This is a genomic window from Neisseria sp. MVDL19-042950 (assembly GCF_030504625.1).
Taxonomy (GTDB): domain Bacteria; phylum Pseudomonadota; class Gammaproteobacteria; order Burkholderiales; family Neisseriaceae; genus Neisseria.
Genome location: NZ_JAUKWH010000008.1, coordinates 50,708 through 77,198, shown reverse-complemented (window position 1 = coordinate 77,198; position 26,491 = coordinate 50,708). Strand labels below are relative to the sequence as shown.

The following is a 26,491-nucleotide window of genomic DNA, read 5'->3' as shown; positions in this document are numbered from 1 at the left end:
GTAAGGCGGGCGGGGGGATTATTTACGCATTTGGGCGGGCGGATGCAAAAAAACGGCGGCACATCATTTAGAAGTACCGCCAAGCTGCTTGTTTATGGAGAGCAGAAAAGGAAACAAAAGGAGATAATCGACAACCAAAAAACACATTATTTTTTCGCGCAGCGGAAACCGAGGTTATTCAGTACGAATTTGGCTTGCAGGCTGGTGCGGATACCGTAGCGCATGAATGCGGCGTAATCGCTGGGGTCGGCGGAGCCTGCCGATGCGCCGCTGCAAAACATATTGTTGCCCGCCGCCGCGTTGGAGCTGAGCAGGCTGCTGTTAAAGTCTTCTGTCCATTCCCAAATCAGGCCGTGCATATCGTAAATGCCCCAATAATTGGGTTTGCTTTTGCCTACGTCGCGCAAGCCTTTTCGGCTGCCTTCGGCGTACCAGTCGAGAATGGTGCGGTTATAGCCTTCTTCGGCAGTGCCGTTGATTTTTGTGGCGGAGGCTTGTCCGGCGAATTCCCATTCATCCATTGTCGGCAAGCGTTTGCCTTGCGCATTGCAGTAGGCATTGGCGGCAAACCACGAAACATTGGTTACGGGCTTTTTCAAGTCTTCCGGTTTGGGGGCATAGCCGTTGCCGCTTTTTACCCAATGACGCAGATAGCCTTGTTCGGCCTGTTTGCTGCCGACTTTGCCGTATTGCCATTGCGGATGCTTTTGCACAAAATCGGCAAAATCGGCATTGGTAACCGGTAACACATCCATTTGGAAGGGCTTGACGGCAATCATGGGCGTATCTTTTTTCAGATACAGCGGGCGGTAGCTGCCTCCTTTTACTTTAACCATGTCGGCGGCGGCAGCCGTGCCTGCGGCAAGCAGGAAAACGGCGAGAAACAGTTTGGCTGTGTGCATGGTTTGGCTCCCGTCAGTTGCCTGTTTTCTTTTCAGACGGCCTCCAGCATGACAAACAGGCCGTCTGAAAAGAAAACAACCGTCGCATGTTAAAGCCGACAATGCCGTAGTGTTTCAGACATCGTACTGCTTTATAGGTATCCGGTTTTTGGCCTGTATCAAATATGGTGGAAGAATCAGGTGATTCTTCTTTTTTATATCGAATCAGAGTTTTGTGCGTATGTGATTTTATGAGGCCGTCTGAAAACAGGTTTGTTTTCAGACGGCCTGTTTACGGCTTACTTGGCTGCACGCTCTTTGGCTACGTCGGCTGCGGTAATTTGTCCGCCGCCGTTGTCGAAGCTGTTGAGAATGTAAGTCAATACGTTGGCCGCATCTTCGTCGTTCAAGGCCATCGCCGGCATGACGCTGTTGTATTCTTTGCCGTTTACGGTAATTTTACCGTTCACGCCGCGCAGAATGGCATGAATGCCGCGTTTCGGATCTTTCATCAAGTAGTCGGATTTCGCTAACGGAGGGAACGCACCCTCCACGCCTTGGCCGTTGGCTTGGTGGCAGGCCAAACAGTTGGATTTATAGACAGTCTCGCCCAACTTGATTTGTTCTTCTTTGCTGGAGGCTTTGGTCGGGCCTGCGGCAGCTTGTTCGGCTTCGCTGGCAGTCAACGGAACGGTTTGGATGGCACCGCCTTCAGGTTGATAAATGGCATCGCCGAGTCTGCCCGAATAAATCTCTTTATTAGCATCCCCTTCAACAACCAGTTGACCCAGCGCACCTTTGTTAAACGCACGGAAAATAGAGTGGTCGACCAGTGTGAAGCTGCCGGGAACATCCAGTTTGAAGTCAACGATGGCGGCACCGCCTGCGGGCACCAAAGTGGTTTGGATGTTTTCGTTAATCAGTTTGCCGCCTTCCACATAAACTTTATCGAAGATTTCGCCGATCACGTGGAAGGAAGACACTAAGTTGGGGCCGCCGTTACCCACGAAAATCCGCACGCTTTCGCCCACTTTGGCTTTCAGGGCGTTATCGCCGGCAATCGAACCGACATGGCCGTTGAAGACAACATAATCAGGTTGTTCTTTAATGGCTTTTTCCATATCGAAAGGTTGCAGGCCACGTTCGCCGTATTTGCCTTTGGTATAGAAGTCGCCTTGTACCACATAGAATTCTTTGTCCACTTTCGGCAAACCTTCTTTAGGCTCGACCAAAATCAGGCCGTACATACCGTTGGCGATATGCATACCCACGGGGGCGGTGGCGCAGTGGTAGATATACAGGCCGGGCTGTAAGGCTTTGAAGCTGAAGGTGGAAGTGTGGCCGGGCGCAGTAAAGGTCGCTTCCGCACCGCCGCCGGGGCCGGTTACGGCATGGAAGTCGACGTTATGCGGTACGGTGGAACTGGGGTGGTTGGAAAACTGCACTTCCACTTGGTCACCTTCGCGCACGCGGATGAATTGGCCCGGCACTTGGCCGCCGAATGTCCAATATTTGTAATCCACACCGTCGGCCATTTTCATGACTTTTTCGATCACTTCCATTTTAACGATCACTTTGGCGGGGTAATCGCGGTTAACGGGCGGAGGCACTTCCGGAGCGTGCGTCATCACGGCATCAATCACCGGCAGCTCACCCTGCGGTGCTTGCGTATCGGCTTTTTGCTCGACAGACGCAGGAGCAGGAGTAGCGGTGTCTGCGGGTTTCTCAACCGCTTTTTGGTCGCAGGCGGAAAGCGTGAATACGGAGGCAATCAATGCAGATAAAACGTGGCGTTTCATGGTAGTTTCCTTTTTTGTTGTTCCACTTTAAAGACTTCAAAGAAAAGAAAAAAGAAGGTAGAGAAAACGGTTTTTTTACTATTTTTCACAGATTATGTGTTAAGGCCGTTTTAACAACGTTGATTCAAATCAATTAATTCATAAAATATGAATATTATTTATTTAAATAATACTTTTGAACTATTTTTCAGACGGCCTTTTTAGTCCTTTCAGTTGAGTTTATAAGTTTTTGTTCTTACGGAAAATATGTGTTTATCTTGCAAATAATTTAAATAAAATAGTCTATACTCAATTACTTGAATGAATTTAGCGGGCTGACAGTACCTTTTTTAATTTCCCCATGTTACAATCTTTAACATTCATATTTTATGAATTTTTAAATTACTCAAAACAATACAAACATAGGAGCGCAAAATGGGACAGTATAAAAAGCTCTGGTACTCGCTGATTGCGGTGCTGACCATTACTTTTTCCATTCTCGGCTATTTAGGTGTCGAGGTTTACCGGCAGGTGCCGCCGATTCCCCAAGCTTATGTCTCTACTTCGGGCGAAACGGTGATCTCCGAACAAGATATCTTGGCCGGTCAATCCGCATGGCAAAGCACCGGCGGCATGGAGCTGGGTTCGATACTCGGCCACGGCGCGTATCAAGCCCCCGACTGGACGGCCGACTGGCTGCACCGCGAAGCCGAAGCATGGCTGGATATCACCGCAGGCAAAGAATTCGGCAAGAAATACGCCGAGTTGGATAAAGCGGCACAAGCGAATATCCAAGCGCGTTTGGCCGATGAATACCGCAACGGCAGCCGCATCAACGATCAAGGCAAAGTGGTGTTGTCCGACACCCGTATCGAGGCAATGAAGCAGGTTGCGCCTTATTACATCACGCTCTACGGCGACGATCCTTCGATGATTAAAACCCGCGAAGCGTTTGCCATGAAAAACGGCACGCTACCGAGTGAAGAGGCGCGCCAAAAGCTCACCAACTTCTTTTTCTGGACTTCATGGGCAGCCTCCACCAACCGCCCCGACCATGATGCGACCTACACCAACAACTGGCCGCACGAGCCTTTGGTCAACAACGTGCCGACCACCGAAAACTACATGTGGTCTTTCGCCAGTATCGTGTTCCTGTTGTTGGGCATCGGTTTGCTGGTATGGGGCTTCTCGTTCCTGAAAAAACATGATGAAGAGCCGAAAGCGCCGTCTGAAGATCCTTTGTCGAAAGTTATGCTCACGCCGTCTCAAAAAGCGTTGGGCAAATACGTCTTCCTGACCGTTGCTTTGTTTGTGGCTCAAGTGCTGCTTGGCGGCGTAACTGCGCACTACACCGTAGAAGGCCAGCAGTTTTACGGCATTGATATTTCGCAATGGTTTCCGTATGCCTTGGTGCGTACATGGCACATTCAGTCTGCGATTTTCTGGATTGCCACCGGCTTTCTGACTGCGGGTTTGTTCCTCGCCCCCATCATCAATGGCGGCCAAGATCCGAAGTTCCAACGTGCAGGCGTGAATTTCTTGTATATCGCTCTGTTTATCGTGGTTCTGGGATCTTACGGCGGTAACTTCTTGGCCTTGAGCCACGCTATTCCGGCTGATTTGAACTTTTGGTTCGGCCATCAAGGTTACGAATATCTTGATTTGGGACGCTTCTGGCAGATTCTGCTGATGGTGGGTCTGCTGTTGTGGCTGTTCCTGATGTTGCGCTGTACCATGAATGCGTTCAAACAAAAAATCGATAAAAACATGCTCGCCATTTTTGTCGCTTCTATGGTTGGTGTGGGTTTATTCTATGCACCCGGCTTGTTTTACGGCGAACACACCAGCTTAACCATCATGGAATACTGGCGTTGGTGGGTAGTGCACCTGTGGGTTGAAGGCTTCTTTGAAGTATTTGCCACTGCTGCATTAGCATTTATCTTTTTCAATATGGGCTTGGTATCGCAACGCACCGCCACCGTAACCGCTTTGGTTTCCGCCTGCCTGTTTATGGTCGGCGGTGTGCCCGGTACCTTCCACCACCTGTATTTTTCAGGAACCACTACTCCCGTGATGGCGGTGGGCGCATCGTTCTCCGCTTTGGAGGTGGTGCCGCTGATTCTGCTGGGGCGTGAAGCGTATGAGCATTGGTCTTACCAACACGCCTCTCCGTGGGCAAAACGCCTGCGCTGGCCGCTGATGTGTTTCGTAGCTGTGGCATTCTGGAACATGGTCGGTGCCGGCGTGTTCGGCTTTCTGATTAACCCGCCGATTTCCCTCTATTACCTGCAAGGCTTGAATACTACTGCGGTGCATGCTCATGCTGCGTTGTTCGGTGTGTACGGTTTCTTGGCACTGGGCTTCGTGCTGCTGGTTGCCCGCTATATCAAACCGAATATCGAATTCAGTGAAAGCCTGATGACATGGGGCTTCTGGCTGCTCAACAGCGGCTTGACGCTGATGATCATCACCAGCCTGCTGCCCGTCGGGGTGATTCAGTCTTATGCCAGCATCACCCAAGGTTTATGGTACGCCCGCAGCGAAGGTTTTATGCAGCAAGAGTTGCTTGATACTTTGCGCTGGATTCGTACCGTTGCCGACTTAATCTTCATCGGCGGTGCGTGCTGCGTAGCGTGGCAGGCAACCAAAATGGTGTTCAGCCGCGATAAGTGATGATGCTGTTTTGAAGAATGTAGAAAGGCCGTCTGAAAAGTTTTCAGACGGCCTTATTTCTTCACATCAACAAAAGGCTTTGATTAATCCATTTGTACGGCTTGAATGGCGGTTAAAGCGATGGTGTACACAATGTCGTCCACCAACGCGCCGCGTGATAAGTCATTGACCGGTTTACGCAAACCTTGCAGCATCGGGCCCACGCTCAACACATTGGCGTTGCGTTGCACGGCTTTATAAGTGCAGTTACCGGTATTCAGGTCGGGGAACACCAATACAGTGGCTTGTCCGGCCACTTTGCTGTCCGGCGCTTTGGATTTTGCCACGCTCGGTACGGTTGCCGCATCGTATTGCAGAGGGCCGTCGATGTCGATATCGGGGCGTTTCTCACGAACAATGTTGGTTGCCTGAATCACTTTATCCACAGCAGGGCCGGAACCTGAAGAACCGGTAGAGTAGGAAATCATCGCTACTTTGGGCGGAATACCGAAGGCTTTGGCGGAATCGGCCGATTGGATGGCGATATCGGCCAGTTGCTCGGCAGTCGGCTCGGGGTTTACCGCGCAGTCGCCGTAAACCAGCACTTGGTTAGGCAGCAACATGAAGAATACGCTGGATACCAAGCTGGCACCGGGAGCGGTTTTAATCAGTTGCAGGGCAGGGCGGATGGTGTTGGCAGTAGTGTGTACCGCGCCGGATACCAAGCCGTCCACATGGTTTTGCGCCATCATCATGGTGCCGAGCACTACCGTGTCTTGCAGTTGCTCGCGGGCTTGTTCGGGAGTCAGTCCTTTGCTCTTGCGCAGTTCGCACATCGGCTCGACGTATTGTTCGATCAATGTGGCCGGATCAATGATTTCCAAAGAATCGGGCAAAGTAATGTGGCGTTCTTTGGCTACGGCTTCTACTTCCGCGCGCGGAGCCAGCAATACGCAGTGGGCGATGCCTTTTTCATGGCAGATGGCCGCAGCTTGAACGGTACGCGGTTCCGCACCCTCGGGCAACACAATACGTTTATTGGCTTTGCGGGCAGATTCCATCATGTTCACGCGGAATTGCGCAGGCGACATGCGACCGGTTTTTTTCAGTAGTAAATCGGTATTCACGATTTTATCAGCGGAACCGAAATAACTCAGGCCGGTTTTCTCTGCTACTGAGGCTCCGATGCCTTCGTCCGAACCGTCTAAAATGAAACCCGCTAATACACCGGGAGCCGTGGCATAGGCTTGTTTGGCAATGTTCAGTTTGTTTACCAAGTGGTCGACATCGCCGTTATCGGAGAATACGGAGAATACAACATTGGCATCCAGTGACAACGCGAGTTCTACGTTTTGAGTCGAGAGGAAGATTTTTTCGGCATCGGGTTTAATGCCTTTTATGACAACATTTTCACTATTGAGGCCGGATACTTGAGCAACCAGAGAATCGAGCCAATCGTCGCCTTTACCGGCGCTCAGTAATTTTTCTGCTTCGCCTGTTTCGTCAATTGCACGAATAATTGCGGAATCGGGTAATGCAGCGGCAACGGCTTGGGTAACGACCCAGCCATCGGAACGGGTTGAAACGGGAACAATCAATACACTAGCCATAATTTATCCTTTATAAACCGGGTTGGGAGATTTTTCTAATTTTATCATTTTAAAACGGCATTTTATACCAAAAAATTGCCGTTTTAATGTCGTCGGCATTTTCATTAAATTGCTGCACGGGCTAAATATACAATAGAATGAAACATTTGTAGCCTTGCCGGATAAAAAATATTTGTTTTCTTATTAATGAAATTAGTTTGATAAAAAACAAGGCCGTCTGAAAAACAGGATATAAAAAACGCAGACCGAATAAAAGTCCGCGTTTTTCATTGAAATGCCGTTTACTGTTTGTTTTCTTCGCTGTCGAGGAAACTTCTCAAGCGATCGCTGCGCGTCGGGTGGCGCAGTTTTCGCAATGCTTTCGCTTCAATTTGGCGGATACGTTCGCGGGTAACGTCGAACTGCTTGCCCACTTCTTCCAGCGTGTGGTCGGTATTCATGTCGATACCGAAGCGCATACGCAATACTTTTGCTTCGCGCGGAGTCAGGCTTTCCAGCACTTCTTTGGTTACTTCATGCAGGCTCGAATACATGGCCGCGTCTGCCGGAGCGACGTTGTTCACGTCTTCGATAAAATCGCCCAAGTGTGAATCGTCGTCATCACCGATCGGCGTTTCCATGGAAATCGGCTCTTTGGCGATTTTCATGATTTTGCGGATTTTATCTTCAGGCATTTCCATCAGTTCGGCCAGTTTGGCAGAATCGGGCTCTTCGCCGGTTTCTTGCAGGTATTGGCGCGAGATGCGGTTCATTTTGTTGATGGTTTCAATCATGTGAACCGGAATACGGATGGTGCGCGCTTGGTCGGCAATCGAGCGGGTGATGGCCTGACGGATCCACCAAGTGGCATAGGTAGAGAATTTATAGCCGCGACGGTATTCGAATTTATCCACGGCTTTCATCAAGCCGATGTTGCCTTCTTGAATCAAATCAAGGAACTGCAAGCCACGATTGGTGTATTTTTTGGCAATCGAAATCACCAGACGCAAGTTGGCTTGAATCATTTCCTGCTTGGCGGCAGCGGTTTCTTTTTCGCTGATAACCATGTTTTTATTGATTTCTTTCAATTCGTCGATGGAAATGCAAGTTTCGGTTTCCATATCGGAAAGAGCGGTTTGCTTTTCAATAATGGCATGGCGGAAGCGATCAAGTGCGTTGCTCCATACTTTGCCTTTGGCCACTTCTTCTTCCACCCAGTCCAAACGTGTGATTTCAGGCAGGAAGTAGCTGATGAAGTAGTCGCGATCCATGTGTACGCGATCTAAGCAAATATCGCGGATTTCACGTTCCAATTTACGGATATTGTCTACGCGCTCACGCAGGTTGCTGCTCAGGCTTTCGATTTGGCGGGTGGCAAAGCGTACTTCCAGTAATTTGGAAGCAATGGCATCGCGGTGCTCCAAATAGGCGGCATGGCGGCTGTCGTGCTTGTTGAGGGCGGCAATCATTTTGTCGTAATCAGATTCGATACGCTCGAAATGCTCCAGCACTTTTTGCTTCAATTCTTCCAAATTGGTCGCGGCAATGGCTTCGGCACTGCTTTCGTCATCGTCGCCGCCATCATCGTCGCTATCGTTGTCATCGCTATCGCTGTCATTGCCGCTGTCGATGGGGCTGTTGGTTTCCAGATGGCCCAAACCCAATTCGTTCAGCAATACTTCGTTGGGGTCGATGATAGCTTCGATAACTTCGTCCACTTTGATTTCATCTTCGCGGATGCGTTTGATCAGCTCCAAAATTTCGGCAATCGAGCCGGGGCAGGCGGAGATGGCCTGCACCATGTTTTTCAGGGCATTTTCGATTTTTTTGGCGATGATGATTTCATCTTCGCGGGTCAGCAGGTCGACTTGGCCCATTTCGCGCATATACATGCGTACGGGATCGGTGGTGCGGCCGAATTCGCTGTCTACGCTGGAAAGGGCGGCCTCGGCTTCAGCAACGGCATCATCGTCGGTCATGCCGGCGGTGTTGTCGCTCATCAGCATTTCTTCGGCATCGGGAGCTTGTTCGGTTACTTGGATGCCCAAGCCGGAAATCATGCTGACGATGTTGTCGATCTGATCGGCATCCGACATATCGTCGGGCAAGGCATCATTGATTTCGGAATAGGTGATGTAACCGCGCTCTTTGCCCATAATAATGAGCTGGCGCAAACGCGCCCGCTGCTCTTCAAGCGTAAGCGGGCGGTTGTCGTCTTGTTCTTCGTATTCGTTGTCGTTGGTGTTTTTGATAGACATAGTCATCTCTATGGTAAAACGGTTGGCGGGTTTCCATGGTTGGAAAGGCAACTGCCTGTTGAGGCCGTCTGAAAAGATGAAAACGGGTATTCTGCGGTAGGTTCGAGACGACTCGGTTGCAGCAAGGATATGTTTTCAGACAGCCGGATAAATCAGCGTGTTGCAGGTGTCAATAAAGTAAGCAGAAGTTTTTTCTCTCCATCGCTCAGACCTGTTTGCAGGCTTTTTTGTTTCAGCATGTCGATTTGCGCGTATTTTAACTCATTTAGCAACTTTTTTATGCCGAGTTTGAAGTTTTCGCAATCTTCCTCGCTGTTGCTTTCCCATTCTTCGGGGGAGTTGAGCGCGTTTTGGAAAATGTGGTTGAGCGTGGCTTCATAAGGTGTGCCGCGCATATGCTCCAAAATTTGCGCGCTACTGGGTAATGCGGGCAGGCTTTTGATCAATTCGGCCAAATTTGCCAAACAGGCGAAATCGCCTGTGAGTGCCAGATATTCGGGCAAATCTATATATGCAGCCCATGCCGGATTTATCAAGAGGCTGCGGATTTGTCTTTGTACCAGTGTGGACATTTGCGGCTGCCGGAAGGTTTCCTGAGGCAGCTTGTAGTTTTTTTGTTTGGCTTGTCGTTTCGGCGCTTCTTGTCCCAGCAGGCGGGCCAGGTCGTCGGGTTCGATGCCGACCATTCCGCTTAATTTTTGTTTGAGCAGAAAACCCAAGGCTGGAGCGGTTATTTGTGCCAACAGGGGAGAACTGGTTTTGACTAATTCCGCTTTGCCTTCCTGTGTATTCAGGTTGAGGCCGTCTGAAAGAGCTTCCCAGAAGTATTCCGACAGAGGTTTGCTTTGATTCAATAGGGCATCTTCAAACCGCTCTTTGCCGTAAGCACGGATGTAGCTGTCGGGGTCGTGTTCTTCCGGCAGAAACAGGAAATGCAGCGATTTGTCGTCTTTCAATTGCGGCAGGGCGTTTTCCAATGCACGCCACGCGGCTTTTTTCCCCGCCCGGTCGCCGTCGAAGCAGAAATAAATGCTGTCGGTTTGGCGCATCAGCAATTTGATGTGGTCGGCGGTGGTGGCGGTGCCGAGTGATGCGACACCGTAGCCGATGCCGAATTGTGCCAGCGCAACCACATCCATATAGCCTTCTACCACTAAAATACGCCCTGCTTCTTTGATGGCGGCACGGCCTTCGTGCAAACCATAAAGGTTGCGGCCTTTGTCGAATAGCGGTGTTTCGGGGGAATTCAGGTATTTGGGTTCGCCTTTGTCGAGGATGCGTCCGCCGAAGCCGATCACTTGCCCACGCTGGTTGCGGATGGGAAACATGATGCGGTCGCGGAAGCGGTCGTAATGTTTGCCATCTTTTTCAATTACCATCCCGCTTTCCACCAGCGGCGTGCTGGGGTAGGGATTAAATACTTGTGCAAGCGGCTGCCAGCCGTCGGGGGCGTAACCCAAGCCGTAGTGTTCGATGACTTCGGGGCTTAAACCGCGTCGGTTCAGATAGGTTTGTGCGTGTTGGTTTTGTTTTAATTGCTGCATGTAGAATGCGGCGGCGGTTTCGGTGGTTTCTTCCAGCGTTTGCCGCTTTTTTTTACGCTCGCGCACCGCTTCAGGGTTGTCCTGCCTGCCCCGCGCACGGGGTACGGTCATTCCTACGCGGTCGGCCAGATATTGCACGGCTTCGGTAAAGCTCAAACCTTGGTATTCCATAACGAACCCGATGGCTGAACCGTGTGCGCCGCAACCGAAGCAGTGGTAAAACTGTTTCTGCGGGCTCACGGAAAACGACGGCGTTTTCTCTTTGTGAAACGGGCAACAGGCCATGTAATTCACGCCGCCTTTTTTCAGCGGAACGTGTTCGTCGATAATATCAACGATATCGACTTTGGCGAGCAGCTCGTCTATGAATTCGCTGGGTATCATGGTTTTGTCTGTCGGAGGCCGTCTGAAAACTTTTTCAGGCGGCCTCTGCTTATGTGTTAGGCGGTAAGTGCCGCTTTTAGGATTTTGTTGACTTCGCCTATGTCGGCTTTGCCGGCAAGATCGGTTTTCAAAATGCCCATGACTTTACCCATGTCGGCCATGCCGGACGCGCCGGTTTGAGCGATGGCGGCATCGACGGCGGCACGGATTTCGTCGGCAGACATCATCTGCGGCAGATAGCGGTTGAGTACGTCGATTTCGGCATTTTCTTTGTCGGCCAAATCATTGCGGCCGGCATCGGTGTAGATTTTGGCGCTGTCTTTGCGTTGTTTGACCATTTTGGTCAGGATGGCGGTGATTTTGGCATCATCGGCTTCGCTCCGCTCGTCGACTTCATATTGTTTGATAGCGGCATTGATCAGGCGCACGGTAGATAGAGTGATGCTGTCTTTGTTGCGCATGGCGGTTTTCATGTCTTCGGTAAGTTGCTCTTTCAGGTTCATGGCGTGCTCGCTTTGAAAGTCGGGTTGAAGGATATATGTATGATGCCGGAACAATACGATAAAGGCAAAAACACCGCAGGGCAGAGCCTTACGGTGTGTCTTGCTTAGATTACAGAGTAAAGCCTGTAATTAGTACATTTTGGGAGGCAGTTGTTGGCTGCGTAGACGTTTTTGCAGGCGTTTTGCAGCAGCGGCTTTTTTGCGTTTGCGCTCGGTAGTCGGCTTTTCATAAGCTTCACGGGCACGCAGTTCGGTTAACAGGCCGGTTTTTTCCACGGCGCGTTTGAAACGGCGCATGGCAACTTCAAAAGGTTCGTTTTCTTTTACGCGGATAGCGGGCATTTTTATTTCCTTAAATAAATTCGTTTGAGGCAGCCTGTTTTCAGACGGCCTTTCTAAAATAGGGTTGATTCGTTGTCGTATCGCTTTTGCGGCGGGATACGCGCCGTGATGTAAAACATCACCTCCTAACGAAACGGCATGGTTCGGCTGCCGTAGAAATATGTTCAACCGTATAAAACGGTTGCAATGAATTTTTGGATTATCTTATCGGCAGGTGTTCTTGTCAAGAAAACAGTTGTTTTGATTTTGAAGGAAGCGGTGTGTTACAGTGTCGGTTTCGGGTGTGCAGGCAAGCGGACAGGCCGTCTGAAAACAAGACGGTGTTTTCAGACGGCCTGTGGGAAACGGAAAGGATTACTTCACGCCGTTTTCTTTCAGCAGTTTTTCGATTTGCTCTTGAACCTTCTGTTGTTTGGCCTGAAAGGTAAGCTGGTCTTTGATTTGAGCAAACGGTGGCGCTTCGGGGCTGCGTTCCACGGCGGCCAGTTTGAACAGATAGAATTTGCCGTTGAATTTCACAGGCTCGCCAGTAACTTGGCCGCGGGTCATCGGGGCAATTACTTGACCCAATTCGGGTGGAAGTTGTTGCGGGAAAATGAACTCGTCAAATTCCTGTTCGGGGTTGGGATGGCGTTTCATCAGTTCTTCGAACGACAAACCTTTCAGCAGCAATTCTTGTGCTCTGCGGGCTTCCGCCGTCGTAGTAAATTGCACTTGCTGGAGTTTTACCATATTGGTTTGTCGGTCATAGGCCGCACGCAGGTCGGCTTCGCTCACTTGGGTGTTGCGCTCCAAATAGGCGGCATATTGCGAAGCGTAAAACTGGGCTTCCAGATTTTTCCACTGGTTTTGTACTTCGGGGTCTTTGTTCAGACCGATTTTGAAGGCTTCGTTTTTCAGCACTTCAAAACTTTGCAGCTGGACAATCACATTTTTGCGGATGGCTGCGCCGTCGGGTTTTTGAGTGGAATGGGGGGTGTTGTCGCCCTGTTTCAGCACTTGGGCCACCATGCTGTCAATGCGCCCGCGTTCGATTTCGGGAACCTTGGCAATCGCAAATCCGGCAGTAACTGCGATTATGGCACTCATCAAAATGGTGTATTTGCGTTTCATTTGTCGGTTTCCGGTTCAGACTTATTTTGCGTTCTGAATTTTGGCTTTTTGATACAAGGCTTGGATGGCGGCTTCAACGCGGGCGGCTTGCAAATCTTGCATCAGGTTGTTTTTGGCGCTTTCATAAGAAGGAACATTGAAAGCGCGTTTGTCGTTTACATAAAATATGCCGAGCAAACCGTCGTCGCTTTCTATCGGTTGTGTGTAGCCGCCTTTGTTCAGGTCTTTAACCGCGGCGTAAAGCGTAGGGGCGTTGACTTCCAAGTCTTTCAGGTTGGCGTAAATCGGGGCAATGCCGCCACTCTTCTTGCCTTGCGGGTCAATGGTGTAGCGGGTGGCGACGGTTTTGAAGCTTTGCTTGGCTTTCAGGGCATCAATGGCTTTTTGGGCATCGCCGCTGCTGCGGGTAATGATTTCGCCCATTTGGATTTCTTGGCTGCCTTTGTAAAATTTGCTGTAGTCGTCGTAGGCAGCTTTGGCATCGCTTTCTTTAACCGGATTGGTGCGGACTACATGGGTGATAAATGCTTGATGCAATAATTCGCTTTCGTAGGCTGCCCATTGTTGTTTGAACTGAGGCTGTTTGTCGGCTCCTTGCTGCTTGGCGGCAGCACGGGCTTGTTCGAGCACTTGTTTGTATTCGGCACCTTGATCTAGTTTGAGGTGCTTGGCTTCTTGGTTGGTCAACGTCAGCATTACCTGACGTTCAATCAAGTCGCGGCGCAGTATGGGGGTGTCTTGGATTTGTTTGTTTTGGCTTCGCAGCATTTTTATTTGTTCGTCAATGGTTTTGCTGTCGATCGGTGTGCCGTTCACGGTAACCAGAGTTTTAGCAGCCAAACTGCCGGCGAAGACGGTTAACATCAGTGCAGAAATTAAATAGGTTTTTTTCATGGGGAGCTCTTTAAATTTTAAGGGTTGGGATGGTTGAAATATTCGTCGGGCGTGGCCGCTTTAATGCTTAAGGCGTGTATCAGGCCGTCTGAAAATAAGTCGTGCAACAGTTCTTTTACCATGCGTTGGCGGTTAACACGGTTTACGCCAGCAAAGGTTTCGCTGACAACCAAAACGGCGTAGTGTCCGCCGCCGGTATTGCCTGCGTGCCCGGCATGAAGGTGGCTGTCATCGCGGAATTCGAACACTTGGGGTGCCAAGGTGTTCAGACGGCCTTCGATAATCTGTTCCATGTTCATTATTTGAATACGGCTTTAAAAGGTTTGATCAGGATTTCGCTGTACACGCCGGCATCTACATACGGGTCCTGTTCCGCCCATACTTGCGCGTCATCTAATGAGGCGAATTTTGCAATGATCAGACTGCCTGAAACGCGTTCCGGTTCGTCGGGGAGCGGTGTGGGGCCGGCGGTGAGCAGGCGGCCTTCGGCTTGCAGGGCTTCCAAACGTGCCAAGTGGGCCGGACGCGCTTCGGCGCGTGCTTCGTGCGTGTCGTCGCCGTCGGTGGCGAGCAACATGTAATATTCCATAAAATCAATTCTCCTGCGGTAAATGGCGGCTCAGGTAAAGGCCTTGTCCGATAAAGAATACGATCATCAAGCCGGTGGAGCCGAAGAGTTTGTAGTTCACCCATTGGGCTTCAGAGAAAGTATAGGCAACGGCAAGATTGGCCGCGCCCATGAAGATTAAAAAAGCAATCCATGCCCAAGTGAGCTTGCGCCAAATATTGTCGTTGAGTTTCAATTCTTTGCCCAGCATGGCTTTGAGGCCACTTTTGTTTAGGGCGTGGCTGATGCCCAATGCCAGTGCACCGAACCAAAACAGCAGGGTCGGTTTCCACATAATGAAACGGGCATCGCGCAATACAATGGTGGCTCCGCCGAACACGACAATTAAAACCAAACTTACCCATTGCATGGTATCGAGTTTTTTGTGCTTCATCCATGTGAACGAAGCCTGCAACACGCCGATGACTAATGCAACGGCTGTTGCCCAAACGATATTTTTGGTAAAGGTATAAGTAAGGAAAAACAGGATAACGGCGATTAAATCGCTTAATACTTTCATATTAAAACAGCGGATACTAGGTTGGACAAATATCTAATGATACAGCCAGAAGCTGGCTTTTGCATTATTTATAATGAAAAGCTCTGAAAAATCTGAAATACGGCTTTTTAGGCTGTCTGAAAACCATTATCTGCTCATCGGATGGTGCTGTTCTTGTCAGAAAAACGTATGCGCGCCGATAAACCGCTTCGAATAGTATGGGCTGTCGAGTTTCTCGGTGCGTATCACGCCGCGGCTGGACGGCGCATGAATGAATTCGCCGTTACCGATATACATGCCGACGTGCGAATATTTGCTCAAACCGCCGGTGTTGAAGAAGACGAGATCGCCTGTTTTCAGACGGCCTTGCGGAATAGGGCGGGAAGCGGCGGCCATATCGCGGGCGGTGCGGGGCAGGTTGACATTCAAGGCATTTTTATACACAAACTGAACCATGCCGCTGCAATCGAAGCCGGCGGCCGTAGTGCTGCCGCCGTAACGGTAAGGTGTGCCGATCAAATCGATACTGTGCAGCATCAATTCTTGAGCGCCTTGTTCGCGGTCGATATGGGTAATGCGCACCGGTTGCACCTTGCGGGCGGTTTGCCCGGCTTTGTTTCTGAGGGGTGTTTTCGGGCTGCCGCCGCAAGCGGCAAGCAATAACAGGGAACAGCCGATGAAAAGGGTTTTATGCAGGATGTTCACGACGATTTGCCTTAAGTTGATACGGTTTTGAATATAAAGGAAAAAAGGCTGTCTGAAAAGTAGAGTTGGGCGGGTGTGGTGCGAGTCAGGGGAGTCTGTAAATTTCCGTAAAACATACTGGCTTTATTTATGAGGCAGCCTTATATGTTTATTCTGGTCTGGTTGTGTTTAAAGTAATGGCATAGTTTTTCGTAATGTACATTATTTGAACTATAAATCATTCAGATTGAAAAACATAAGTTAAAATCTTTCTTTCCGATTTATGTTTAATCCCTTTCATTTAAACGTTTTAAAGACAGGAGTATCAAAATGGCTTTAGTAGATCGTACCGGTCAGCAAGTACCGAGCGTTGTATTCCACACCCGCGTTGGTGATTCTTGGAAAGATGTTTCTACCGATGATTTGTTCAAAGGTAAAAAAGTAGTAGTGTTCTCTTTACCGGGCGCATTTACCCCCACTTGTTCTTCTACCCACCTGCCCCGCTACAACGAGCTGGCCAAAGCGTTTAAAGAAAACGGCGTAGACAGCATTTTGTGCGTATCTGTGAACGACACTTTCGTAATGAACGCTTGGGCGGCCGACGAAGAGTCCGACAACATCATCATGGTTCCGGACGGCAACGGTGAATTCACCGAAGGCATGGGCATGCTGGTTGACAAAGACAACTTGGGCTTCGGCAAACGCTCTTGGCGTTACTCTATGCTGGTAAACGACGGCAAAATCGAAAAAATGTTTATCGAGCCGGAAAAAGAAGGCGACCCCTTTGAAGTTTCCGATGCCGACACTATGTTGAAATACGTTGCTCCGAACTGGAAAGCTCAAGAATCTGTGGCCATCTTCACCAAACCCGGTTGCCAATTCTGTGCCAAAGCCAAAGCGGCATTGGAAGCTAAAGGTTTGGCTTACGAAGAAATCGTATTGGGCAAAGATACCAGCATCGTTTCCGTACGCGCCATCACCGGTAAAGCAACCGCTCCGCAAGTATTTATCGGCGGTAAATACATCGGCGGCAGCGAAGATTTGGAAGCCTATCTGGCTAAAAACTAATCTGATTAGTTGATGTACGAACCGGGCCGTTTTAGCGAAGCTCACTAAAGTTCGCTTTCAGACGGCCCATCTGAATAGCTTAAGGGTTATTCAGGCAGTCGCGGGCCGATACGGACGATACTGCCTGAATAACTCTTAGTTTTAGCGGCGGGAAACCGCCCATCGAAGGAAAAACAATATGAAACAGATTCAAGCTGACGTTGTGGTAATCGGCGGCGGAACTGCCGGCATGGGTGCGTTCCGTAATGCGCGTTTGCATACCGACAATGTTTATCTGATCGAAAGCCACACTTTCGGCACCACTTGCGCCCGCGTGGGCTGTATGCCGTCCAAACTGCTGATTGCCGCTGCCGAGGCACGCCATCATGCCCTGCATACCGATCCGTTCGGCGTTCATTTGGATAAAAGCAGCGTTACCGTGAACGGCGAAGAAGTGATGAACCGCGTGAAATCCGAGCGCGACCGCTTTGTGGGTTTCGTGGTCAGCGATGTGGAAGAATGGCCTGCCGACAAACGCATTATGGGCGCGGCCAAATTTGTTGACGAGCATACCGTTCAAATTGACGACCACACTCAAATCAAAGCCGACCGTATCGTCATCGCCACCGGTTCGCGTCCTATCGTATTACCTCAATGGCAGGCTTTGGGTGATAAAGTTATCATCAATGACGACGTGTTCTCATGGAACACCCTGCCTAAACGTGTGGCCGTATTCGGCCCCGGCGTGATCGGCTTGGAGCTTGGTCAGGCTTTGCACCGCTTGGGTGTGCAAGTAGAAATCTTCGGTGTCGGCGGTATGCTTGGCGGCATTTCCGATCCGGTGGTATTGGAAGAAGCGAAAACCGTGTTCGGCGAAGAATTGGTATTGCATTTGGATGCGAAAACCGAAGCCAAACTGAACGATAAGGGCGAAGTGGAAATCAGTTGGTCTGAAAACGGCGAAAGCGGGGTATTTACCGCAGATTACCTGCTGGCCGCGATAGGCCGCCACCCGAACGTCGACAATATCGGTTTGGAAAACATCAATATCGAATTGGATAACCGCGGTGTGCCGAAAGCCCACCCGCTGACCATGCAAACCAGCATTCCGCATATCTTTATCGCAGGCGATGCTTCCAACCAACTGCCGCTGCTGCATGAAGCCAGCGATCAAGGCAAGATTGCCGGCGACAACGCGGGCATGTATCCGAATATTCAAAACGGTTTGCGCCGCAGCACCATCGGTGTGGTGTTCACCAGCCCGCAGATTGCTTCTATCGGCTTGAAATACGCTCAAGTGACGGAGCGTTATAAAAACCCCGAATGCGTGGTTATCGGCGAAGTATCGTTCCGCAACCAAGGCCGCAGCCGCGTGATGTTGGTCAACAAAGGCCATATGCGCGTGTATGCCGAGCAAGGCACGGGATTGTTTATCGGTGCGGAAATCGTCGGCCCGGCTGCCGAGCATCTGGCACATTTGCTGGCATGGGCGCATCAGCAGAAGATGACCGTTCCGCAAATGCTGGATATGCCTTTCTACCATCCGGTAATCGAAGAAGGTTTGCGCACCGCTTTGCGCGATGCCAACAGCAAGCTGAAATTGGGCGAAGTGCATACCGAATGTGCCGAATGCGTGGGTGATTAAGCAAATGGCAAAAGGCCGTCTGAAATTTTCAGACGGCCTTTTTAACTGGATTTTATGCTTTCAAACTGCCGTTTGCGGATTGAATCGGGTAAACTGCTCACATTCTAAAGATAAGAATCATTATTAATTATGTATATAGGCGAAAGATTCAATGCATACAGCCATTTGGCCGGTGCGGTATTGGCCATTACGGGAATGGTGTTGCTGCTGATTAAGGCGGTGGGGACGCTGGACGTTTATAAAGTGGTCAGTGCCGCGGCTTACGGCACTTGCCTGATTGTGCTGTATGTAGGTTCGACAATCTATCACAGTGTGCCTCAGCCGAAAGCGAAGGCAGTGCTGCAGAAAATAGACCACTGCGCCATTTATCTTTTGATTGCAGGCAGTTACACACCGTTTACGTTGGTAACGCTGCAAGGGGCGTGGGGGTGGTCGTTATTCGGCGTATCATGGGGGCTGGCTTTGTTTGGCATCATTCAGGAGCTGACCATCGGCCGTAAAAGTGAAAAACGGCTGTTGTCGCTGATTCTGTATGTGTTGATGGGGTGGCTGGTGTTGGTGGCGATTTATCCGCTGGTAAAAACGCTGCCGCCGGAAGGAATGTTTTGGCTGGTGCTCGGCGGCCTGTTGTACAGTGCGGGAATTTATTGGTTTATCAACGATACGAAGATCAAGCACGGGCACGGCATTTGGCATTTGTTTGTGTTGGGCGGCAGCTTGGCGCAGTTTATTTGCGTATATTTTTATGTGATTTGACTGCAGTAGCTTAAGAGGCCGTCTGAAAATGTTAGAGCAAGCATTTTCAGACGGCCTCTCGGCTTTTGTCGGGCAGGGCGGCATTAAAGCCGTTTGTAAAATAGCTGGGGCAGAAAAACGTAATTTTTACTGCGGTGTTGCCGCGCCTTGATTTAAAGGGAAGGTTTTGCAGGCCGGCTGAAGCGGCAACGGAATCGGTTCCGTACCGTTTGCCCCGCACGCAGCCTGCCGCTTTGTTTGAAAACAAGGGTATTTGCCGTATTTGCGGTGCGGATAAAAAAAGGCCGTCTGAAAAGACGGCCTGAAAAGTGCTCTTACAGATGGGAGTGTCTGCTAAGAGATTCTGAAGTTTAAAACAATCATGAAACTTTGCGCATTACGCGGGTGGCAGGGCCGTTTTCGATGGCTGCCTGCAACTCTTCGGTACTGCTTACAACGGTTACACCGGCTTGGCGCATGGTGTAAACGGCTTTAATCGCACTCTCGGGGGTGTAGCCGCGGCAGGCGGAAAGGTTAACGATAACGTGCCAGTTATCATTGTACCAACTGAGGTGTGCGGCGGTTTGCAGAACAGAATGTTCGGTTGCCAAGCCGCCGATGATGATGGTTTCGGCTTCTTGGGCATGCAGCCATTCAACCAAGCCGGTGCTGCAATATTCTTTTTTATCGTGAAAACATGCGCTGTCGGTTACTTCGCCTTCCACCTCGATGGCATGGTCGTAATCGGCAGGGCACGGCAGGCCGCGCAATAAATGCGCACCGTGGCAGTTTTCATTTTGCGATGTCTGAATAGACAAATAGTTTTCGCGCACAAACACAAAATGGTTTTGTGGAATGGTGATGCCGTATTCGTTGGTGCAATGGCTGGCACACAAGGTTTCTTTGGGGGCGGAGACGTTTTCGATCAGAACACGTTTGTGCGCCAATCTCGCCTGATTATTCAGCTCGGGCACAATTTGCTCCGGTTGGTGGACACACTGCTGATCATTGGCGGCAAAGCAGGAAAATCTGCATTGCGGCTGAAGGTCGATGGCGATAATAGTCATGATGTCTGCCCCTGCGTGGTTAAACTTGCTTTCCGTTTGCTGGGCGGCGTGAAAGCCGGACAAACGTTTTTTCTTTTGATGAGCGGCATATTATCAAGATAAATGGTGTTGTTCCAATAATTATTTTAAAACGTGTAAACAATTATCTTTGTTAATGTCTATTTAGCGATAAATATATCTTATTAAATATTTCCAATTATTCTATTTATATATTTAATCATTTGATTTTTAATAAATAAATATAAATATTCATATGGTATTGCAAGACGGTGTTCCGGTTTCGATGTGTTGTTTTTATACGAAAAAGTCAGATGTGGAGCAGATATTTTTATAAAGTGGTGCACCGTTTTTGTAAAAAAAAGTAACGCTACATGGCGACGGGAGGGTATGGATAAACGGTACTTTCAGAATAAACAGTATAAGGCTTGCCCAAAAACACCGTCGGCCGCGCATTTGCATATGCTGTGAAGCCGCTCATGGCCGGCGGCTGCAAAGGTTGCGATGTCTGTAATCTGGAAATAGAAGTGGTTTGCCGGCTGCCTGTCTGCTTATCTATATAAATGCCTATCTTGCGGCATCAGTGCGGTTTTGTTGCCCGCCTTGATATTTTGATGAAGTTTTCAGACGGCCTGCGCTACAATCCGCTGTGCTATCAAAATAATTCTGTTTCGGAGAAATATCATGTTTGACTTTGCCCAACCCCAATCCGCTTTGCGTGATGCCGTTACCGCCGCCTACCGCCGCGACGAGGCCGAAGCGGTGGCCGATATGCTGCAACGCGCCGAAATGAGTGCAGAGGAAAAAGAAGAAGCGGCGAAACTGGCGCGCCGTTTGGTGGCGCAAGTGCGGGCCGACCGCACCAAAGCCAGCGGCGTGGATGCGTTGATGCACGAGTTTTCACTGTCGAGCGAAGAAGGTGTGGCGCTGATGTGTTTGGCCGAAGCCCTGCTGAGGATTCCCGACAATGCCACCCGCAACAAGCTGATTCAAGACAAACTTTCGGGCGGCAATTGGAAAAGCCATCTGAACAACAGCCCGTCGCTGTTTGTGAACGCCGCCGCATGGGGGCTGCTGATTACCGGCAAGCTCACCGCGGCCAACGACGATAAAACTTTGGGCATGGCCTTAACCCGCATCATCGGCAAAGGCGGCGAACCGATGATACGCAAGGGCGTGGATTACGCCATGCGTTTGTTGGGCAAGCAGTTTGTTACCGGCCAAACCATTGAAGAGGCATTGAAAAACGGCAAAGAGCGCGAAAAATCGGGCTACCGTTTTTCGTTCGACATGCTCGGCGAAGCGGCGATGACGCAGGCCGATGCCGACCGCTATTATCAGGATTATGTAAACGCCATCCACGCCATCGGCAAAGATGCGTCGGGTGCGGGCGTGTATGAAGGCAACGGCATTTCGGTGAAACTTTCCGCCATCCACCCGCGTTATGCGCGCGCGCAGCACGAACGCGTGATGAGCGAACTGCTGCCGCGTTTGAAAGAGCTGTTTGTGCTGGCGAAACAATACAATATCGGCCTGAACATCGATGCCGAAGAAGCCAACCGTTTGGAACTGTCGCTCGACCTGATGGAAGCATTGGTCGGCGATGCCGATTTGGCCGGCTTCAACGGCATCGGTTTTGTGGTGCAGGCCTATCAGAAACGCTGCCCGTTTGTGATTGATTATTTAATCGACCTCGCCCGCCGCCACAAGCAAAAACTGATGATCCGTTTGGTGAAAGGCGCATATTGGGACAGCGAAATCAAATGGGCGCAGGTGGACGGCTTGGACGGCTATCCCGTTTACACCCGCAAAGTCCACACCGACGTATCTTACCTCGCCTGCGCCCGCAAACTGCTGGCCGCACAAGATGCCGTGTTCCCGCAGTTTGCCACCCACAACGCTTACACCTTGTCGGCGGTTTACCAAATGGGGCAGGGCAAAGATTTTGAATTCCAATGCCTGCACGGTATGGGCGAAACGCTGTACGACCAAGTGGTCGGCGCCAACAACTTGGGCCGCCGCTGCCGCATTTACGCGCCGGTGGGCACGCATGAAACGCTGCTGGCTTATCTGGTGCGCCGCCTGCTGGAAAATGGTGCCAATTCGTCGTTTGTGAACCAAATCGTTGATGAAAAAGTGAGCATTGACGATTTAGTCAAATGCCCGCTCGATGCCGCCGCACAAACACAAGGCAAAATGCACGCCGCGCTGCCGTTGCCGCGCCACCTTTACGGGGCAGGCCGTCTGAATTCGCAAGGCGTGGATTTGAGCAATGAATTTGTGCTGCAACAACTGCAAAACGAGATGAACACCGCCGCAGAGCAAGATTTTCAGACGGCCTCCATCACCGCCGTGGCCGTACCAAGCGGCGAACCGCAGCCCGTGCGCAATCCCGCCGACCACAGCGATATTGTCGGCACCGCCGCCTTTATTCAGACGGCCTCCGTCAGCGATGTGGTGGCCGCCGCCAAAGCTGCGGAAGGGGCATGGGCGGGCAAAAGGCCGTCTGAAAGGGCAGAATGCCTGCGCCGTTTTGCCGACCTGCTCGAAGCGCACATGCCAGTGCTGATGATGCTGGCTGTGCGCGAGGCGGGTAAAACGCTGAACAACGCCATTGCCGAAGTGCGCGAAGCGGTCGATTTCTGCCGCTATTATGCCGACGAAGCCGAAACCACCTGCGCCGAACGCGCACCGGTCGGCACCATTGTCGCTATCAGCCCGTGGAATTTCCCGCTGGCGATTTTTGTCGGTGAAGTCGTGGCCGCGCTGGCCGTCGGCAATGCCGTGATTGCCAAGCCCGCCGAGCAAACCTGCCTGATTGCCCATTACGCCGTGCGCCTGCTGCATGAAGCGGGCGTGCCGAAAGATGCGCTGCAATTGGTGTTGGGGGCGGGCGAAGCGGGCGCGGCGTTGACGCAAGACGAACGTATCAACGGCGTGATTTTCACCGGCTCTACCGAAGTGGCCAAACTGATTAACCAAGCCCTGAGCCGCCGTGCCGACAACCCCGTGCTGATTGCCGAAACCGGTGGCATGAACGCGATGATTGTCGACAGCACCGCGCTGGCCGAGCAGGTGTGCACGGACGTGCTGGCTTCCGCGTTCGACAGCGCCGGCCAGCGTTGTTCCGCCCTGCGTATTTTGTGCGTGCAGGAAGAAGTGGCCGACCACATGATTCGGATGATTAAAGGCGCGATGAGTGAGCTGAACGTCGGCAATCCGATACGCCTTGCCACCGACATCGGCCCCGTGATTGATGCCGAAGCGCAGCAAAACCTACTGGCACACATCAACAAAATGAAAGGCGTAGCGAAGTCGTATCACGAAATCAGGCCGTCTGAAAACGAGCTGAGCGAGTTTCGCCAAAACGGCGGCAACGCCACATTCGTTGCGCCGATATTGTTCGAACTGAACGATTTGAACGACTTGCAGCGCGAAGTGTTCGGCCCCGTGCTGCATGTGGTGCGTTACCGCGTGCACGAACTCGACGGTTTGATTCGGCAAATCAACGGCAAAGGCTACGCGCTCACCCACGGCATCCACAGCCGCATCGACGGCACCATCGAGCACATTTGCAGCCGCATCGAAGCGGGTAACGTGTATGTGAACCGCAATATCGTCGGTGCCGTCGTCGGCGTACAGCCTTTCGGCGGACACGGCTTGTCGGGCACCGGCCCCAAAGCAGGCGGCGCGTTTTACCTGCAAAAACTCAGCCGCGGCAAATGGCAGATACCCGCGCTCACCCGCAACGGCAAAGCCGACGAAACCGCGTTGGCGGCATTGGAAAAACTGATGCAGCAAATGGGCTTCGACCACGAACAAAAAGTGCGCTTGGGCAGAGTGATGGGCGAAACGCGCGTACACACCCTGCGCCAAGCCGAAACCCAGCTGCCGGGGCCGACGGGCGAGCGCAACACCGCCATGTGGCGCGCACCCGAAAAAGTATGGCTTTACGGCGGCAGCTTGGAAAACGCCTTCGCCGCGCTGATTCAACTGGCGGCGGCAGGTTCGGCGGCAGTCGTTACCCGAGAACACCCGCTGGCCATCTGGCGCGAACATTCAGACGGCCTGATTGAAGTGAGCAGCCGCAACGTGCCCGAAGGCATCAGCCATCTGGCCTCGCTGGAGCCGCTTCCCGCCGAACTCAAACAGCAAACCGCCCTGCAAGACGGCGCAATCATCAAAATACTCGATGCCGCCGACGGCTTGGACATTTTGCAGGTGTTCGAAGAAATCAGCCGCAGCGTGAACACCACTGCGGCGGGCGGAAACGCAAGCTTGATGGCGATGGCAGAAAGCTGATCGGGTTTGATGCCGTCTTAAATCATAACGAGGCCGAGACCTTTGCAAAACCCCCATTTGCGGCGCATTTCTGCGTTGTGCGCTGCTCGCTCGTTTGCCTATCGTGTGATATGTCTGCACTCGCTGCGCTGCTACGCCTTGAACTGCATCCACATCTGAGGGTTTTGCATAAGGTCTCAGGCCGTCTGAAAAAGTTTTCAGACGGCCTCGGTTGTTTTCTAAGGCGGCATGGAAGCGGAACGGGTTACGGCGGGCAAACTTAATTTTTACGACGACCTACCGTGGTTTGGTTGAAAGAGAACGCTTTTGTAAAGCGCCGATGCGGCGACGGAATCGGTTTCACATCGCTTTGCCGCTTTGTATCAAGAATAAACGTACCGGCCGTATTTTCATCCGATATGTTCAACCGCCGAACAAATCCTTTTGCGTTTTATTCAGCCAGCCGTGCAAAGGTTTGGGCAGGCCGTAGGCGGCTAAATCCTGTTTGGCCACCCACAGGCCGTCCGAAAGGTTTTCAGACGGCCTGACTTGCGGAATCGCGGCGCAAAAAGGCGTAATCAGTAGCAGGCGGTGGGTGAGGCGGTGGGTAAGCGGGGCTTGTTCTTCGAGGCCGTCTGAAACATCGCTAAAGCGGGCGGCATAGTTGTGCAGTGCGTCGAGGGTTTCAAAACACGGCACGCAATACAGGCCGCCCCAGATGCCTTTTTGCGGACGTTTTTCCAGCCATAACGCGCCGTTTTTATCGCGCAGCACCAGCCAGTAGAGCGGCAAGGTTTGCACTTCGGCGGCGGTTTTTTTGCGCGGCAGTTCGGCAATGCGGTTTTGCGCTTTGGCCGCACAGATGTCCGCCATCGGGCACTGTCCGCACAGCGGTTTGGTGCGTTTGCATACGGTTGCGCCTAAGTCCATCAAGCCTTGCGTATAGGCGGGCATGTCGCTGTTTTTTTCGGGCAGTAGGCTTTCGGCCAGCGTCCAGAGTTCGTTTTCAAATTTTTTGTCGGCCGGATTGCCGTCGCGGGCAAACACGCGGCAGAGCACGCGTTTTACGTTGCCGTCGAGTATGGTTTCGCGCCGGTGGAAGGCAAACGCGGCGATGGCCGCCGCCGTGCTTCTACCCACGCCGCAGAGTTTTTCCAATTCGCCGCGCTGTTGCGGGAAGATGCCGCCGAAATCGTTTACCACCTGCTGCGCGGCTTTGTGCAGGTTGCGGGCGCGGCTGTAATAGCCCAAGCCGGCCCACAGGCTCAATACGTCGTCTTGCGGGGCGGCGGCAAGCTGTTCCACGGTGGGAAAGCGGGCGACGAAGCGGGGATAGTAGTCGAGCACGGTAGCCACTTGGGTTTGCTGCAACATGATTTCGGAAAGCCATACGTTGTAGGCTTCGCGCACCTGCCACGGCAGATGGTGGCGGCCGTGCCGTTTCTGCCAGCTTATCAGGCGTTCGGCGAAAGAGGGGAGGGAGGGCATGTTAAGAGGCCGTCTGAATTGAAAAAGCGTATTTTATCGTTAATGGGGCGGTGATTGTGCGGAGGCCGTCGGAACCGGTTTTCAGACGGCCTCCCGCCAATCGGGGAAGGTCAGCCGGCGCAAGGCTGCACCAATACCCACGGTGCGACCACCACCGCCCACATGTCTTGGTTGTCGGCCAGAAACTGCCGTGCCTGTGCCTCGCTAACTAAGCCGAATTTGCCTTGCCGCATCAGTGCGCTCAAAGTTGTGCTGTCGTCGTCGGCCATGCGGCGGGCGATGTCGATCAAATCCAAATCGGGGCTGACGTAAACTGCCGCTCCGCGGGCGAAGTGGGGTTGCAGTTCCTGCCAGTTGATGCGGGCGGTTTCAAGGTTGAGCTTGTCGTTCAATAGCGGTTCGGACATGACGGGCTTCCGTGAAAAGAAAAAACGTATTGTACCGATTTTTTGGCGGCGGTTTCGGTTGTGGGTGGTATTTCGGCACAGATTGGAAAAATGGCC

The 26,491-nt window shown here is 51.6% G+C and carries 22 protein-coding genes and 1 pseudogene; 7 read left to right on the top strand and 16 right to left on the bottom strand.

What is annotated here, in order from left to right; genetic code table 11:
- Positions 1–146: 146 nt before the first annotated feature.
- Entirely contained in the window at positions 147–902 is a 756-nt protein-coding gene (locus Q0X97_RS08345; RefSeq protein WP_302066876.1) for a formylglycine-generating enzyme family protein, read from the bottom strand.
- 278 nt (positions 903–1,180) lie between these two features.
- On the bottom strand, positions 1,181–2,680 hold the full coding sequence (nirK, locus tag Q0X97_RS08340) for a copper-containing nitrite reductase (protein ID WP_302066875.1): 1,500 nt from the start codon (positions 2,678–2,680) through the stop codon (positions 1,181–1,183).
- A 414-nt stretch (positions 2,681–3,094) separates the two neighbouring features.
- On the opposite strand from nirK, the gene Q0X97_RS08335 reads away from it, so the two are divergent.
- Complete coding sequence (locus tag Q0X97_RS08335; RefSeq protein ID WP_302066874.1) at positions 3,095–5,332, top strand: nitric-oxide reductase large subunit; 2,238 nt, start codon at positions 3,095–3,097, stop codon at positions 5,330–5,332.
- An 83-nt stretch (positions 5,333–5,415) separates the two neighbouring features.
- On the opposite strand, the gene pta is transcribed toward Q0X97_RS08335, so the two are convergent.
- From pta to Q0X97_RS08280, 11 genes are all read right to left on the bottom strand, one after another.
- Complete coding sequence (pta, locus tag Q0X97_RS08330) at positions 5,416–6,921, bottom strand: phosphate acetyltransferase (protein WP_302066873.1); 1,506 nt, start codon at positions 6,919–6,921, stop codon at positions 5,416–5,418.
- A 281-nt stretch (positions 6,922–7,202) separates the two neighbouring features.
- On the bottom strand, positions 7,203–9,158 hold the full coding sequence (gene rpoD, locus Q0X97_RS08325; RefSeq protein ID WP_302066872.1) for an RNA polymerase sigma factor RpoD: 1,956 nt from the start codon (positions 9,156–9,158) through the stop codon (positions 7,203–7,205).
- 152 nt (positions 9,159–9,310) lie between these two features.
- Positions 9,311–11,086, bottom strand: coding sequence for a DNA primase (gene dnaG / locus Q0X97_RS08320; protein ID WP_302066871.1), 1,776 nt, complete (start codon positions 11,084–11,086; stop codon positions 9,311–9,313).
- Positions 11,087–11,142: 56 nt separating this feature from the next.
- Positions 11,143–11,589 (bottom strand): GatB/YqeY domain-containing protein, encoded by a 447-nt coding sequence (locus Q0X97_RS08315; RefSeq protein WP_302066870.1) that lies wholly within the window; start codon positions 11,587–11,589, stop codon positions 11,143–11,145.
- Positions 11,590–11,718: 129 nt separating this feature from the next.
- On the bottom strand, positions 11,719–11,931 hold the full coding sequence (gene rpsU, locus Q0X97_RS08310; RefSeq protein ID WP_003680926.1) for a 30S ribosomal protein S21: 213 nt from the start codon (positions 11,929–11,931) through the stop codon (positions 11,719–11,721).
- Positions 11,932–12,285: 354 nt separating this feature from the next.
- On the bottom strand, positions 12,286–13,044 hold the full coding sequence (locus Q0X97_RS08305) for a peptidylprolyl isomerase (protein ID WP_302066868.1): 759 nt from the start codon (positions 13,042–13,044) through the stop codon (positions 12,286–12,288).
- A gap of 21 nt (positions 13,045–13,065) precedes the next feature.
- A complete protein-coding gene (locus tag Q0X97_RS08300; RefSeq protein WP_302066866.1) occupies positions 13,066–13,938 on the bottom strand; it encodes a peptidyl-prolyl cis-trans isomerase in 873 nt (290 codons plus the stop codon).
- Between the two features lie 17 nt (positions 13,939–13,955).
- Entirely contained in the window at positions 13,956–14,237 is a 282-nt protein-coding gene (locus Q0X97_RS08295; RefSeq protein WP_302066865.1) for a BolA family transcriptional regulator, read from the bottom strand.
- Positions 14,237–14,527 carry a YciI family protein gene (locus tag Q0X97_RS08290; protein ID WP_302066864.1) on the bottom strand — a complete coding sequence of 97 codons (291 nt, stop codon included), beginning with the start codon at positions 14,525–14,527 and terminating at the stop codon, positions 14,237–14,239. The genes Q0X97_RS08295 and Q0X97_RS08290 overlap by 1 nt, the downstream gene beginning before the upstream one ends.
- Before the next feature lie 4 nt (positions 14,528–14,531).
- The gene (locus Q0X97_RS08285; RefSeq protein WP_302066863.1) at positions 14,532–15,065 is read right to left on the bottom strand and encodes a septation protein A; all 534 of its coding nucleotides are present in this window, start codon (positions 15,063–15,065) and stop codon (positions 14,532–14,534) included.
- Between the two features lie 156 nt (positions 15,066–15,221).
- Positions 15,222–15,749 (bottom strand): C40 family peptidase, encoded by a 528-nt coding sequence (locus tag Q0X97_RS08280; protein WP_302066862.1) that lies wholly within the window; start codon positions 15,747–15,749, stop codon positions 15,222–15,224.
- A gap of 309 nt (positions 15,750–16,058) precedes the next feature.
- On the opposite strand from Q0X97_RS08280, the gene Q0X97_RS08275 reads away from it, so the two are divergent.
- The 4 genes from Q0X97_RS08275 to Q0X97_RS08260 all read left to right on the top strand — a co-directional run bounded on the left by Q0X97_RS08275 (position 16,059) and on the right by Q0X97_RS08260 (position 19,327).
- A complete protein-coding gene (locus Q0X97_RS08275) occupies positions 16,059–16,796 on the top strand; it encodes a glutathione peroxidase (protein ID WP_302066861.1) in 738 nt (245 codons plus the stop codon).
- A 178-nt stretch (positions 16,797–16,974) separates the two neighbouring features.
- The gene (locus Q0X97_RS08270) at positions 16,975–18,420 is read left to right on the top strand and encodes a dihydrolipoyl dehydrogenase (protein WP_302066860.1); all 1,446 of its coding nucleotides are present in this window, start codon (positions 16,975–16,977) and stop codon (positions 18,418–18,420) included.
- A 129-nt stretch (positions 18,421–18,549) separates the two neighbouring features.
- On the top strand, positions 18,550–19,176 hold the full coding sequence (locus Q0X97_RS08265; protein ID WP_302066859.1) for a hemolysin III family protein: 627 nt from the start codon (positions 18,550–18,552) through the stop codon (positions 19,174–19,176).
- A 28-nt stretch (positions 19,177–19,204) separates the two neighbouring features.
- Positions 19,205–19,327 carry a hypothetical protein gene (locus Q0X97_RS08260; RefSeq protein ID WP_302066858.1) on the top strand — a complete coding sequence of 41 codons (123 nt, stop codon included), beginning with the start codon at positions 19,205–19,207 and terminating at the stop codon, positions 19,325–19,327.
- A gap of 208 nt (positions 19,328–19,535) precedes the next feature.
- Here the strand turns inward: Q0X97_RS08260 and Q0X97_RS08255 are convergent, their stop codons facing one another.
- Positions 19,536–20,285, bottom strand: coding sequence for an isochorismatase family protein (locus tag Q0X97_RS08255; RefSeq protein ID WP_302067706.1), 750 nt, complete (start codon positions 20,283–20,285; stop codon positions 19,536–19,538).
- Positions 20,286–20,903: 618 nt separating this feature from the next.
- On the opposite strand from Q0X97_RS08255, the gene putA reads away from it, so the two are divergent.
- Both putA and Q0X97_RS08245 read left to right on the top strand, forming a co-directional pair.
- Positions 20,904–24,521, top strand: coding sequence for a bifunctional proline dehydrogenase/L-glutamate gamma-semialdehyde dehydrogenase PutA (putA, locus tag Q0X97_RS08250; RefSeq protein ID WP_302066856.1), 3,618 nt, complete (start codon positions 20,904–20,906; stop codon positions 24,519–24,521).
- A gap of 21 nt (positions 24,522–24,542) precedes the next feature.
- Positions 24,543–24,694: pseudogene (locus Q0X97_RS08245) on the top strand (signal peptidase); the annotation flags it as partial.
- Between the two features lie 229 nt (positions 24,695–24,923).
- Here Q0X97_RS08245 and mutY read toward each other — a convergent pair.
- Both mutY and Q0X97_RS08235 read right to left on the bottom strand, forming a co-directional pair.
- Entirely contained in the window at positions 24,924–25,988 is a 1,065-nt protein-coding gene (gene mutY / locus Q0X97_RS08240) for an A/G-specific adenine glycosylase (protein WP_302066855.1), read from the bottom strand.
- 110 nt (positions 25,989–26,098) lie between these two features.
- The gene (locus Q0X97_RS08235; RefSeq protein ID WP_302066854.1) at positions 26,099–26,395 is read right to left on the bottom strand and encodes a DUF2288 domain-containing protein; all 297 of its coding nucleotides are present in this window, start codon (positions 26,393–26,395) and stop codon (positions 26,099–26,101) included.
- Positions 26,396–26,491 lie beyond the last annotated feature (96 nt).